General features: G+C 61.8%; 10 protein-coding genes. 2 read left to right on the top strand and 8 right to left on the bottom strand.

The annotated features are described in order from the left end of the window. From LC343_RS07600 to LC343_RS07565, 8 genes are all read right to left on the bottom strand, one after another. Entirely contained in the window at window positions 1-1,230 is a 1,230-nt protein-coding gene (locus tag LC343_RS07600; RefSeq protein ID WP_223476503.1) for a carbohydrate ABC transporter permease, read from the bottom strand. Beyond that, window positions 1,230-2,534 carry a carbohydrate ABC transporter permease gene (locus tag LC343_RS07595; RefSeq protein ID WP_223476502.1) on the bottom strand — a complete coding sequence of 435 codons (1,305 nt, stop codon included), beginning with the start codon at window positions 2,532-2,534 and terminating at the stop codon, window positions 1,230-1,232. The genes LC343_RS07600 and LC343_RS07595 overlap by 1 nt, the downstream gene beginning before the upstream one ends. 61 nt (window positions 2,535-2,595) lie before the next feature. Further along, window positions 2,596-3,939 (bottom strand): ABC transporter substrate-binding protein, encoded by a 1,344-nt coding sequence (locus LC343_RS07590; RefSeq protein ID WP_223476501.1) that lies wholly within the window; start codon window positions 3,937-3,939, stop codon window positions 2,596-2,598. A 25-nt stretch (window positions 3,940-3,964) separates the two neighbouring features. Beyond that, window positions 3,965-4,951, bottom strand: a complete 987-nt coding sequence (locus LC343_RS07585) for a LacI family DNA-binding transcriptional regulator (RefSeq protein WP_238484190.1) — start codon at window positions 4,949-4,951, stop codon at window positions 3,965-3,967. Window positions 4,952-5,234: 283 nt separating this feature from the next. Further along, window positions 5,235-5,699 (bottom strand): cyanase, encoded by a 465-nt coding sequence (gene cynS / locus LC343_RS07580; RefSeq protein WP_223476499.1) that lies wholly within the window; start codon window positions 5,697-5,699, stop codon window positions 5,235-5,237. A gap of 22 nt (window positions 5,700-5,721) precedes the next feature. After that, window positions 5,722-6,639 (bottom strand): ABC transporter ATP-binding protein, encoded by a 918-nt coding sequence (locus LC343_RS07575; RefSeq protein ID WP_223476498.1) that lies wholly within the window; start codon window positions 6,637-6,639, stop codon window positions 5,722-5,724. 10 nt (window positions 6,640-6,649) lie between these two features. Then, window positions 6,650-7,483 carry a nitrate ABC transporter permease gene (gene ntrB, locus LC343_RS07570; protein ID WP_223476497.1) on the bottom strand — a complete coding sequence of 278 codons (834 nt, stop codon included), beginning with the start codon at window positions 7,481-7,483 and terminating at the stop codon, window positions 6,650-6,652. A gap of 3 nt (window positions 7,484-7,486) precedes the next feature. Next, the gene (locus LC343_RS07565; protein WP_428982513.1) at window positions 7,487-8,866 is read right to left on the bottom strand and encodes a CmpA/NrtA family ABC transporter substrate-binding protein; all 1,380 of its coding nucleotides are present in this window, start codon (window positions 8,864-8,866) and stop codon (window positions 7,487-7,489) included. Window positions 8,867-9,081: 215 nt separating this feature from the next. Here LC343_RS07565 and LC343_RS07560 point away from each other — a divergent pair, with 215 nt between their 5' ends. Both LC343_RS07560 and LC343_RS07555 read left to right on the top strand, forming a co-directional pair. Then, entirely contained in the window at window positions 9,082-10,959 is a 1,878-nt protein-coding gene (locus tag LC343_RS07560; protein WP_223476496.1) for a sigma 54-interacting transcriptional regulator, read from the top strand. A gap of 332 nt (window positions 10,960-11,291) precedes the next feature. Then, complete coding sequence (locus LC343_RS07555; protein ID WP_223476495.1) at window positions 11,292-13,544, top strand: polysaccharide deacetylase family protein; 2,253 nt, start codon at window positions 11,292-11,294, stop codon at window positions 13,542-13,544. The last annotated feature ends 20 nt before the right edge of the window (window positions 13,545-13,564 follow it).

Below are 13,564 nucleotides of genomic sequence, written 5' to 3'. Positions count from 1 at the left end.
CTAACCTTTCACGCTGCCGGCGGTCAGGCCGGAAACGAGGAACCGTTCGAACCACAGGAAGATGACGAGCACCGGGATCGTCGCCACCACGGCGCCGGCCATCAGGTGCTGGCGGGGCACTTCCGAGGAATTGAGGGAGACGACACCGCGCGACAGCGTGAAGATGTCGACATTGTCGAGGAACATGAAGGCGAAGAGGAACTCGTTCCACGCGATCATAAAGACATAGAGCGCGACCGAGGCCAGCGCCGGAAGCGACAGCGGCAGCGTGATCTTCAGGATCACGCCGATCCGCGTCAGCCCGTCCATCAGCCCGGCTTCTTCCAGCTCGGACGGAATGCCTCGGAAATAGCCCTGCAGCATGTAGAGCGCGACGGGAATCGTTGTCGCCGGATAGACGATCATCAGCCCGGTCAGCGTGTTGCGCAGGCCAAGCTGCGAGAAGGCGGCATAGAGCGGGATCACCAGCACGATGGCCGGCACCATGTAGATCAATAGGATCGACTGGGACAGGAACGCCTGACCGGGAAACCGCAGCCGCGCAACCGCATAGGCGCCGGGCACGGCGAAGAACAGCGTGATGATCACCGTCGCCACCGAAACGATCGCCGAGTTCGTCAGGAAGGTGCCGAAATGATAGTTCGAAAACAGCTCGATATAGGAGCGGAACAGCCCGGCGGGGCCTTGCGCGAAATCGAGCGAGAAATCGAGCGGATTGGCGATCAGCGATTGCTGACTTTTCAGGCTCGTCATTACCATGACGTAGAATGGCAGCGCGACGAGGACGGTGAAGAACACCAGTCCGAGCCCCTTCATCAGCCGGATGAACACGACCTCCAGGTGATAGCGCGACAGCCGCCCGCCGCTGATCCCCTTCGTGCAATAGGAGACCGACAGCCAGATCATGCCGACGATCGCCGCAATCGCGACGATCTGGTAGGCGGGCACGGCCGAAAGCGGCAGGCCGAGTGGCGCACCGAGCGTGGCGACGGCGAGGACGATGACGATCAGCGCCACCGCGCCGATCTGCAGGCCGGGCGTCCGGCGTTCGGGATCGATCACGGTCAGCAGCGCGCCCGCGCCCGCGCCGGCCAGCACCGCCGCGCCGACGGGCGGCCGGGTGATCGCGCCGGAAACCAGCATGAAGGTGATGGCGATGACCACCATCCAGACAAGGCCCCAGATGGCGCCGATGACAATGCCCGAAAAGAAACCTGTTCCGATCCGCATCAGCCTTCATCCTTCGGCGAGTATTTGAAGAAGACCAGCGAGAACAGGAGCAGGACGACGAAAACGACCACGGCGACCGCGGCCCCCGCGCCGAGATTGGAAACGGCGAAGGCCTGTTCATAGACGTCGACCGTGAGCGTGCGCGTGCCGGCCGCCCCGCCGGTCAAAAGGAAGATGTCGTCGAACTTGTTGAAGGTCCAGATGAAGCGCAACAGGAACAGGACCGCGAGAATGCCGACGAGCTGCGGCAGCGAGATGTACCAGAATTGTTGTAGCGGCGTCGCGCCGTCGATCTCGGCGGCCTCGTACATTTCCGAGGAAAGCGACTGCATGCGCGCCAGGATGAACAGGAATGACAGCGGGAAATAGCGCCACGCCTCGAAGGCGATCACCGTCGAGAGCGCCACCGGGAAATCGATCGTCAGACCGAACAGATTGAGCGGGACGGACCGCTGCCCGAAGAAGTTGATCGGCCCGTCGATCACGTCCATCTGCCGCAGGATCGAGTTCAGCGTGCCCGAGAACGGATCGAGCAGGACGATCCATGTGAAGGCCACGGCAATCACCGGCGCGACATAGGGAAACAGGAACAGCCCTCGCAGGATCGACCGTCCCTTGAAGGCCGTGTTGAGCAGTTGGGCGGCGAACAGCCCGACCACCAGCGCCCCCGCGGTGCCGAATATCGTGTAATAGAGCGTCACCCGAAGCACCGACCAGAAGTCGGACGACGAGAAGATGCGCGAGAAGTTTTCCAGCGTGAAGTCGAAGTTCGTCAGGATGTTGTCGGACGTACCCGAGGACTGCGCCTCGCTGTCGCGCGGGCTGACGGGGTTGGCGATGTAGCCTTCATCGGCCGTCACCTCGATCGCGATCGTCTCGCGATGGCGCGGCTCGATATCGCCGAGGAAGCAGGTGATGACGCTGTCCGTCACCTTGCATCGTTCGTCGGGCTGGCCGGTAACTGTGAGGCCCTCGGGAAGGGTGTCGGTAAAGCCCGCGGCATGGATGACCTTGTCCTGCGAGGAGTTGCGAAGGCGGTATTCCAGCCTCGCCGTCGCGCCCGGTTCGTCCAGGTCGCCGCGCAGGCGTTCATTGACGAACAGCGCCGCCGGGCGCAGGTCGCCGAGGCCCACCGGCTTGAAGGATATCCAGAAATTGGCGAGCAGCGGTCCGAGCACGATGGCCAGCACGATCGCGAAGGTCGGAAGCAGCATGCCATAGGCGAGCCCCATCTCCCGCCGGGCCATCGGGCCGAGCCGGTCGGGCGGCGCCACTGCGCCCGCCTTGTCCGTCAGGTCGGTCATGTCTCGTTATCCCGCCGCATGATGGCGGGCCGGCCTTCTGCGGGCCGGCCCACCTTGTCGATCAGTTGATGGCCGCCAGTTCGTCGTTGAGCTTCGAAACGGCCGCCGCCGCGTCGATCTCGTCGTCGATATACTGGCGCACGACCTGATTGATGATCTGGCTGTTGATCATCTTGGACGCGAGCGAGAGCTGGTTCTCCTTGACGCCCCAGCGTGCCGCGGTTTCGAGACCGGATGTGATGCGGCCCACCGTTTCAGCCGGATAGAGCTCCGACATCGGCGCCTTGCGGTCGACGCCGACAGGCAGCGTAGCCCAGCCATCGACGAATTTCGAAGCCTCGTCCGGCGTGCCCTTGCGGACCGGGAACTTGCCTTCGGGCGCCATCGACAGCGTGTCCAGATAGCCTTCGTTCATGGAGAACTTGACGAAATCGGCGGCGACGTCGGTATTCGCGTCCGCCGTAACGCCGAAATAGCGCACGTCGGCCCAGGCCGCGCCGTCAGGATTGGACGGGCCGGAGAAGGTCGTGACCACGTCGGTCTTCGAGGCCAGTTCCGTCGAGGTCGGATCGTCGTTGATCGTCGGCGGTGCGGAATCGCGCAGGCCCGCCAGTTCGTCCAGGATGAAGGGCGACCAGATGATCATCGCCGCATTGCCTGAGAAGTAGAGCTCGCGCGACTGCTTCCAGAACAGTTCGCCGGGCGGCGATGCCTCGGCGAGCGCCTTGTAGAACTCCAGCACTTCGGTCGTCGCTTTTTCGTCGAGCGGCTTGAAGCCGTTCTCGTCGACCGGCGTGACGCCGTTGGCGAGGAAGACATGCTCCAGCACCTGGCTCATGAAGTTCTCGTCGATCTTGGTCGCGGCGACGAAGCCGTACATCTCCGGCGGATTGTGCAGCTTGGCGATCGCGGCTTCGATGTCCTCATAGGAATCGGGCGCGTCGAGGCCAGCCTCTTCGAAGAGGTCCTTGCGGTAGACGATCATCTGCGTCCAGCCATCGACCGGCACGGCAGCCGTCAGGCCGTCGAAATCGGCCATCGAGATCGGACCGGGCGCGAAGGTGTCGACACCGAGGTCCTCGACGATCTCGTCATCCGTCTCGACATCGAGAATGCCGGCTTCCGCCCAGGGCAGGACATATTGCAGCGTGGTGTAGATGACGTCCGGCAGGTCGTTGGCGGCGAAGGCCGCCGTGGCGCGGGTGCCGAGTTCGGATTCCGTGACCGGGATCACCTCGACGTCGTGGCCCGTCTTTTCCTTGAATGCCGCGGCGATGCTCTCCTGGACGGCGAGGCGCTCGGGCTGTTCCTCCGTCGTCCAGAAGCGGATCGTATCGGCCTGGGCGATGGTGATGGCGCTTGCCGAAAGCAGCAATGCACCGGTGGCGATCTTCAGACTTTTCATATGTCTCTCCCTAATCTGCCTGTTTTCAGGCGTTTCTAATTGGCGGTGAATCCGTTTGCCTCCTTACAAGATCCGCCGGAATGATCTGTTGTTGCGATGCCGGATCGTCTCCGGCGATAACGGCCATGAGCATCCACGCCAGCTGGCTTCCCGCACTTCTCAGCGGTTGCGCCATCGTCGTCAGCGCCGGATGGGTGTGTTCGCCCATCGGAATGCCGTCATATCCGATGACCGAGATCTCGCGGCCCGGAACCAGCCCGGCCTCGCGAATGGCTTTCATCGCGCCGATGGCGACCATGTCGGCGACGCAGACGACAGCCGTGGGACGGTCCGCGATGTCGAGAAGCGTCCGCATCGCGGTGTAACCGGTTTCGAGCGTCGTTTCGGATGCCGCTTCGAGCGCGGGGTCCGTTGCAAGACCTGCCTCGGTGAGCGCGTGCCTGTATCCCTTCAGGCGTTCGGCCGCGAAATTGTATCTCAGCGGTCCGTGGATATGGGCAATGCGCGTGTGGCCCAGACCGATCAGGTGGGCGGTCGCGAAGCGCGCGGCCTCGAAATTGTCGACGTCGAGCCAGGCGTGATCGTCCGAATTCGTGGTCCGGCCATGGGTGATGAAGGGAATTTTCATCGCCCGCATCGTCTCGACGCGCGGATCGTGGCCGAGCGTGCGCGAAATCACGATGCCGTTCGCGCGCCCGGCCTTTGCGATCCGCTCGATCGTGGCCACTTCCTCTTCCTGCGAGCGCGGCGCGGCGACACTGAGGTCCCATCGGCGCTCCGAGAGAACCGCCGAAATGCCGTCCAGCAACTCGCCGAGGAACGGGTCGGCGATATGGGTGCTCTGCCAGGGCATGACATAGGCGATGCATTCCGCATTGCCGAGCGCCAGCCGCCTGGCGGCAGAATTCGGCTCGTAGCCAAGCCGGTCCGCGGCGTCGCGAACCCGCTCGCGTGTCTTCGCTGAAATGTCGGCATAACCGTTGAGCGCCCGGGAGACCGTACCTTCGGTCAACCCGAGTTGCCTGGACAAAGACTTCAGGCTCACCTCCCGCATGACCGAGACGCTATTCCGAAAGCGCTTTCGGAATCAAGCTGTAAGCTGTTGTCGGGAGAACCTGGGTGCCGTCGCTTGGGCTTCTGGCCGGTCGGCGGAGAACCTGTCGGGCGTTGTCACAGAGGCGGAATTCCGCCGTATCCCGGTCCCGGAAGAAAGCCAAAGCACTAGCCGGACAACCGCAAGAAAAAGCCCGCCCAGGAGGTCCTGCGCGGGCTGTCGAAAAGGTGGCGGTTCTGGCTCACCAGCTGTTGTAGCTCAGGTATTTTCCGGACATTTCGACCTTCACGCGGTCGCCTTTCGGGTTCGGCACGCGGGTCACGTTCATGTCGAAGTCGATCGCCGACATGATGCCGTCGCCGAATTCCTCGTGGATCAGCGCCTTGAGCGTCGGGCCGTAAACGCCGACGATCTCGTAGAAGCGGTAGATGCACGGGTCGGTCGGCACGGTCTGTTCCCAGACCTTGGTCGGGCTTTCCGCCAGCACGTCGATCACCTCCTGCGGCAGGCCGAGCACCTGCACGAGCGATTGCGCCTTCTCCTTCGGCATGGCGTTCATGCCGACGCAGGCCGAATGCGTCCAGACAGCGGACATGCTGATCTTGTCGGCGATTTCCTCCCAGGTCATGCCGGCTTTCTTCTTGGCGGCCAGGATGATCAGCGCGACGTCGTCCTTGGTCAGCATCTGGGGAATTTCGATAGTCATGGCAGTAAGGTTCCTCGTTTTCCTATTCGTTTACCGCGCGCAGATGCGCGCCATGTCGGGGGTCGTCGCTTTCGTCGCCCTTCGTCTCTTCCACGAGATCGATGCGCACGGTCTGCGGCGTGTTGCTGTCGCTTCCGGTTTGCTGTCCGGCCAGCTCCTTCGATCGCGTGGCAAGGAAGTGCACCAGGTGATTGCGGATCGCGTAGTAGTTCGGGTGGTCGATGATCTGGTCGCGCTTGCGCGGTCGCGGGATGGTGATCTCGACCGACTCGGCAACGCGCGCATAGGGCCCGTTCGTCATCAGCAGGATCCGGTCCGCCAGCAGGATCGCCTCGTCGATGTCGTGGGTGATCATGAAGACCGTTTGCGATGTGCCGCTCCAGATCTTCAGGAGTTCGTCCTGGATCGTGCCGCGCGTCAGCGCGTCGAGCGCACCGAACGGCTCGTCGAGCAGCAGGAGCTTCGGGTGGTTGGCAAAGGCACGCGCGATGGAGACGCGTTGGCGCATGCCGCCCGACAATTGCGCCGGCTTGCGGTGGATCGTGTCTCCCTCGAGCCCGACCATGGCGAGGTACTGCGTCGAATGCTCCACGACCTTCGACCGCGACCATTCAGGATACCGTGCCGCGACGCCGAAGGTCACGTTCTTCAGCGCGGAGAGCCACGGCAGCAGCGAGTAGTTCTGGAACACCACGCCGCGGTCGAGGCTCGGCCCGGAGACCTCCTTGCCGTCCATGAGAACGGCGCCGGATGTCGGTTCGGCAAGGCCGGCCAGGATGTTCATGATCGTCGACTTGCCGCAGCCGGAATGGCCGAGGATGCAGACGAACTCGCCTTTCTCGATCCCGAAACTGGCGTTTTCGAAGACGGTCAGGCTCTCGCCCTTGCCGGCGGGAAAACGCTGGGTGAGGTTTTCGATCGATAGGAATGCGTTTGACACGAAATTCTCCTTACTCGGCATAGGCGACGGCGCGCTGCAGGCGGCCGAAAGCCGCGTCCAGCGCCATGCCGACGACACCGATCATCAGGATCGAGAAAATGACGGAGGTCAGGTCGAGATTGTTCCACTCGTTCCAGACGTAGTAGCCGATCCCGGTTCCGCCGACGAGCATCTCGGCGGCCACGATGACGAGCCAGGCGATGCCGATGGAAATCCGCATGCCGGTCACGATGGTCGGTGCGGCGGCCGGCAGGATGACGGTGAGCGCGGTCTTCAAGGCGCCCAGCTCATGCGTGCGGGCCACGTTCACCCAGTCGGACCGGACCCCAGCGACGCCGAAGGCGGTGTTGATCAGCATCGGCCAGATCGAACAGATGAAGATCACGAAGATGGCGGAGGCGTTGGAATCCTGGATGATGAAGAGCGCCAGCGGCATCCATGCGAGCGGCGAGATCGGTCTCAGGACCTGGATGAACGGGTTCAGCGCCTTGTAGGCAACCGGGCTCATGCCGATCAGAAAGCCGATGGGGATCGCAACCAGCGCCGCGAGGAAATAGCCGGTCAGGACGCGGTAGAGCGAATAGGCGATCTGGATGCCAATGCCCTTGTCGTTCGGGCCGGCGTCGTAGAACGGGTTGGAAAGCTGTTCCCAGGCCTTCTGCATGACCTGGCTCGGTGGCGGAACGCCGGCCTTCGGCGCGCCGCCCCCGGTCAGGCGTTCATACTCGGTCAGTTCGGTGGCCGCCTTCTGACCGGGGATCGCGGCCTCCCAGATCAGGAGGCCGGCAATCAGGATGATGAAGGACAGGATCGCTGCCCTCTGGTTGGTCGACAGGCGGTCCATGCGTCAGGCCCGCTTGATGTCGAAGGAGTCGACATAGGCTTCCGGCTCGGCCGGATCGAACGACTTGCCCATGATCGTGTAGCTCTCATAGGTGACGTCCGGGGCCTCGTAGCCCAGATCCTTCATGATCTTGGCACAGTCGGCGGCGAGATAGACATCCTCGGCGACCTTCTTGTAGTCGACGTCGCCCTCGATATAGCCCCAGCGCTTCATCTGGGTGAGAATCCAGACGCCCATCGAGTGCCACGGGAACGGATCGAAATCGATGCGGTCCGGCACCTGTTTCACCTCGCCGAGACCATCGGCATAGGTTCCGGTCAGAACCTGCTCGACCACCGGAACCGGCTGGTTGAGATAGTTGGTGGGCGAGATCGCCTCGGCGATTTCCTTCCGGTTTTCCGGGTTCGAGGCGTATTGCGTCGCATCGACGATCGATTTCAGCAGCGCGCCATAGGTGTTCGGCAGTTCCTCCGCGAAGGAGAGCGGGCAGGCGAAGGCGCAGCAAGGATGGCCTTCCCAGATCTCCTTGGTCAGGACATGGATGAAACCGATGCCTTCCCAGACGGCGCGCTGGTTGAACGGATCCGGCGACAGGTAGCCGTCGAGATTGCCGGCGCGCAGATTGGCGACCATCTCCGGCGGCGGAACGACGCGGATCTGGATGTCGGTGTCCGGATCGATGCCGTGCTCGGCCACGTAGTAGCGCAGCAGGAAATTATGCATCGAATATTCGAACGGGACGCCGAAGGTGAAGCCTTTCCAGTCCTTCGGATCGCGCTTGTCCTTGTGTTCGTTGGACAGCACGATCGCCTGGCCGTTGATGTTCTCGACGGCCGGCATGATGTAGGGCTCGGCGACGCTGCCCGCGCCGAGCGTCATCGCCAGCGGCATCGGCGTCAGCATGTGCGATGCATCGTATTCGCCGTTCAGCGACTTGTCGCGGGCCACGGCCCAGCCTGCGGTCTTGATCACCTGGGCGTTCAGGCCGTGCTTTTCGTAGAATCCCATCGGCTGCGCCATGATGATCGGCGTCGCGCAGGTAATCGGGACGAAGCCGATATTGAGATCGGTCTTTTCCGGCTTTCCGAGCGTGTCGAGGATCGCGGCCTTGGCCTTGTCGACAGGAAAGACGGAAGCCAGCGCGGCGGCGAAGCTCGTGCCGCCGACCAGGCCCATGAAGGACCGGCGCGAAATGTCGTTCTGGCCGAACATCGAACGGACAATGGCGTTCTCGACGACACGCTCCATCATGTCGTCCGAGGACATGGTGTTGGGGTCGTCCGCGCTGAACGCCTGGCTGGTCGAGCAGGCATCGCAACCGCAGCCGGCGCCGTGCCGCAGATCGGTCTTGTGTGAAAACGGATTTCCGAGACTCTTGGTCATTGGGCTCCCTCGGGCGGTGGTGGAAACATCGGGTATGGCGAGGATAGTAGCCCAGCGGATTTTCCCGTCAGCGGAACAAATACGGGAATCGCAGGATTTTATTATATAAATAAAATCAATGCTTTATGCGTTTTTGCGGCGATGCACAATTTACGATATTTCATAATTCACGAAATTTCGTATGCTGTCGGAACCGGCAGCCGAAGGAGGGTGACATGAATGAGGCGAGCATTGTCCGCGCCGACCCGGATTTGCTTGACGCAACGGCGCTGGCGCTCCTGCCGGAGGCCGCGATCGTCATCGAGACGGCAACGGACAGGATCGTCCAGTCCAACCTCAAGGCGCGTCGGATGCTTGCCGGCGAGACCGCCAATGGCCATCGTTTCTCGGACCATGTCGAGGCGGACCTCGCGGATTTCATCGTGTTCCTCGACGAGGTCGCCTATCGCGGCGAGGCCTGGACCCGGAAGGTTTCCCTGAAGCGCGGCAATGGCGAGACGCTCGCCGTCGAAATCCGGGGACGGCGCCTGGCCGCGGGGACCAGCCTTGTCCTCCTGATGTTCCTCGACCTCGAGGAACTGCGCCGCCACGAACGCGCCACCGAAACCGAACAGTTGCAGCGCGAAGGCCTGATGGGCTGGCGGCGGGCGCAGGAGTTTTTTTCCGAACTTGAATTCCAGAACCAGCTCATCCTGAACGCAGCCGGAGAGGGCATCTACGGCGTGAACACCAAGGGGCAGGCGACCTTTTTCAACCGCGCCGCACAGGAGATGCTCGGATGGGAGCCGGACGAACTCCTCGGCAAGCCGATCCACGACCTGATCCACCATCATCACCCCGACGGCAGCGCCTATCATGCCCATGACTGCCCGATTTACCGGTCATTCCGTTTCGAGCACGTCGCCCGCGTCGAGGACGAACTGTTTTGGCGCAAGGACGGAAAGCCGATCCAGGTCGAATATGTTTCGACGCCGATCTACAACCAGAAGATACTGGCTGGCGCCGTCGTGATTTTCCGCGACGTGACGGAGCGCAAGCAGAGCGAGCGCAAGCTGCACGAAGCCCTCAGCGAGGTCGCCGAACTGCGCGACCGGCTGGAACAGGAAAACGCCTATCTTCAGGAGGCGATCACCAACGAGCGGGCGCACCATGACGTGATCGGCCATTCGCCGGCGATCCGGCAGATGCTCGCCAGGATCGAACTGGTCGCGCCGACCGACGCGCCGGTCTTCATCACCGGCGAGACCGGGGCCGGCAAGGCCATCGTGGCAAGCGCGATTCACAAGGATAGCGGCCGCAAGCGCCGTCCGCTGATCCAGTTCCGATGCGGCTCGATCAGCCGGCGCTCCATAGAGGCGGAACTGTTCGGCCAGTTCGGCGGGGCGGACGGAACGGCGGGCGACAATTCCGGCGCGCTGGAGCTGGCGCATGGCGGTACGCTGTTCCTGGAAGACGTGTGCGAACTGCCTTTCGACCTCCAGGGCGACCTGCTGCGGGCCCTTCAGGACAGGAAGTTCAAGCGCATCGGCGACATCCATTCCCGCAACCTCAATGTTCGCGTCATCGCGTCGTCGGCCAAGGATGTCGAACAGGAAGTGGCGGTCGGCCGCTTCCGGGAAGACCTGCTGCTTTTCCTGAGCGTTTTTCCGATCCACTGCTCGCCGCTGCGCGAGCGCCCCGAGGATATCCCGGAACTCGCCGATCACATCCTCGGGATCGCTTGCGAACGAATGAACCGCAGAAAACCGATCGTCACGGAGCGTACGATGAACGCGCTGATGAGCTATCACTGGCCGGGTAATGTGAGAGAACTGCGCAACGTCATAGAGCGCGCGGCGATCGTTTCGACCGGCAGCAAGCTGATCGTCGAAATCGGCGGCGAGCCGACGACCCGCGATACGGGCAGGACGGTGCGCACCGAACGCGAAATGCAGCAGGAAATCCGCGCCAATCTCGTCGCCGCCCTGCGCGAAACGAACGGCAAGGTCGCCGGCAAGGAAGGCGCCGCCGCACTCCTCGGCATGAAGCCGACCACGGTCTATTCGCGCATGGACAAGTTCCGGATCGAAAGCCACGAGTGGGAATTGCGGTAATCGGATTCTCTCCCCCGAGCGGATGGAATGCTTCGGCCGATTGGATGTGTCGGTTTCATCATTCCACGTGTCAAAGTCTTGAAAGCGGCTGGTGAGACCTTTCGCTTGGTAAGGCAGCGTAGCGTCCGCTGTGTCCCAATATCAGACAGCTTTGGCCTGACGCCGTTCGGCCCGGAATTATTTGGACTGATGGCAATCTTGCGCGAAGGCGCGTCACTAGAAGGCGTGGCGAGCCAAGTAACCTTACGCGTAAACCATCTTCGCCACAAATTGTTGCCCGGCTGTTACTATTTGCATTATGAAAATATTAACCACAACCGATGGGGTGCAGTGTGTTCCGGCCGAGTTTCGAGTGGCTACGCGTTTTGTTCCTGCTTGGCGGCATGTTCCTGTCGTCTGCGGTCGTGGCGCATTCGGACGAGCCCGTGAGGCGAGAGGTCCTCGCGCTTTATCACAGTGACCTTGAGCCGTCGGTGGATTCGACGCTTGTCCATCTGAATGCGGAACTACCTCTCAACCATCTCGGATACATCGTCCGTTATCATGACCTGAAACGCGGACTTCCGGGCGGAAAGGAACTCGCGAACGCGGTCGCTGTGTTGAGCATGTTCCCCGAGGATCTGCCGGACCATGAGGCCTATTTCGAGTGGTTGGGTGAGATCACGCGAACGAATGATCTTCGGGTTATAATGCTGAACAATCTCGGCGGCCCCGTCACCACGCACGATGCGGAACTTCTGGGCTCGGTATTTCGCCGGATCGGGCTGGAACTGACACCGAAGATCATCGAAAATACGCTCACATCCCAAGTCGTCGCCCGCGATACCATGATCGGGTTCGAACGTGAGCCTGATCCGGTCCCCGAGCGACATCTCCTGGTTCGCCGGTACGGAAATTCCGCCCGTGTCGCTCTCGAATATGAAAGCCGTGACGGCGGAGAGCTTTCGCGGAGCGTGGCGGTCGCGACAGGGCCGGGCGGTGGTTATGCGGCCCCCGGATTTTTTATCTACTACGATTCCGAGCTCGACCAGAAACGCTGGATCATCGATCCCTTCGAGTTTTTCGCAAGTGCGCTCGGAACCGAAGTGTTCCCCATTCCCGACACCACGACGGTTTCAGGCAGGAGGCTTTTCTTCAGTCATGTCGATGGTGACGGATGGAAAAGCCTGACGAGGATAGAGCGTTATCGCGACAAGCCGACTCTGTCGGCTGATGTGATGCTGCGCGAACTGGTCGAGCCATATCCGGATATCGCTGTGACGATCGGACCGGTCGCGAGCGATATGGATCCGTCGATCCACCACGGAAAGGATGCCGCGCGCGTCGCAAGCGAACTCTTTGCTTTGCCCCAGGTAGAGATCGGGTCGCATACATATACCCATCCATTCGTATGGGAGTATTTCGAGACCTACGATCGTTCCGATGAACTGGCGCTTATCCGAAACCATGCCTTCAATGGATCAACGTCCATTTTCTCGCGCTTCGGTTCGCTGATCTCGGGCGCCCGAGCGCTGCCGGACAATTTGCTGGAGGAAGCGGATGAAGCGCTTCCCCGGTTCGATGCGCGTGAGCCCTTCAGCTTGAAGAAGGAGGTCGGCGACGCACTCGGAATAACCGAAGCGCTCGCGCCTGCGGGTAAACATGTCGAGCTCTATCAATGGAGCGGCGACGCCGAGCCCTTCGAGGCTGCGATCGAGGCTGTAAGAAAATCAGGCCTGCGCAATTTGAATGGTGGCGAGACGCGATTTGACGCGACCCGGCCATCTGTCAGTCACATCTCGCCGATCTCCCGCCAGGTGGGCGCGCAGCGGCAGATCTATGCGCTCAACGACAACGAATACACCTATACAGATCTCTGGCGCGGCCGCTTCAACGGTTTCAAGCAACTCATCGAGACATTCCGCAGAACGGAGAACCCGCGCCGCCTGCGCGGCGCGAATCTTTATTATCATGCGTATTCGGCCGAGCGGTCTGTTTCTCTCGACGCTGTACGGTCGATTCTGGACTGGGCGCGTGAAGAGCCCGTCGCTCCGATCCGGGCTTCCCACTATGCGGCCATTGCCGACGGGTTCTTCAGCACGAAGATCAGGAAGATCGGTGATCTGCAGTGGTCTGTAAGCGACCGTGACGGTCTCCAGACGGTTCGCTTCGATAATGCCGAAGGAGTGCGTGTCGATCTTGCGGCCAGTGCCGGTGTGCTGGGTGAGACGCGCCATGGCGGCTCCCTTTACGTTGCGCTGGATTCAACGGTCGACACTGCGATTGTAGGACTTCGCCGCGATCACGCCACGAATGTCCCGCCGACGCTTGGCACGGCGATGCTCGAACAGGCCCGGTGGCGGATCAGCGGTCTGGAGCGAAAAGGTTGTCGGCTTTCGTTTCTGACGGAAGGCTTCGGAGTAGGCGACTTCGTCTGGCGCGCGCCGAGCGGCCACTACCGTATCAACGCGTCGCGCGACGGCAAGGAACTGCTCGCGACACAAGTCGCGAACAGCGCGAACGGCGAACTGCATTTCAGGCTTACGTTCGATGCAATTGAACCCGCGCGCATCGACATCGCTTGCGATACCGGAGAACAGTCATGAGGCCGTCGCTTGCCGCATTC

Source organism: Oricola indica (assembly GCF_019966595.1).
GTDB classification, from domain to species: Bacteria; Pseudomonadota; Alphaproteobacteria; order Rhizobiales; family Rhizobiaceae; genus Oricola; species Oricola indica.
This window is presented reverse-complemented; position numbering and strand designations above follow the sequence as displayed.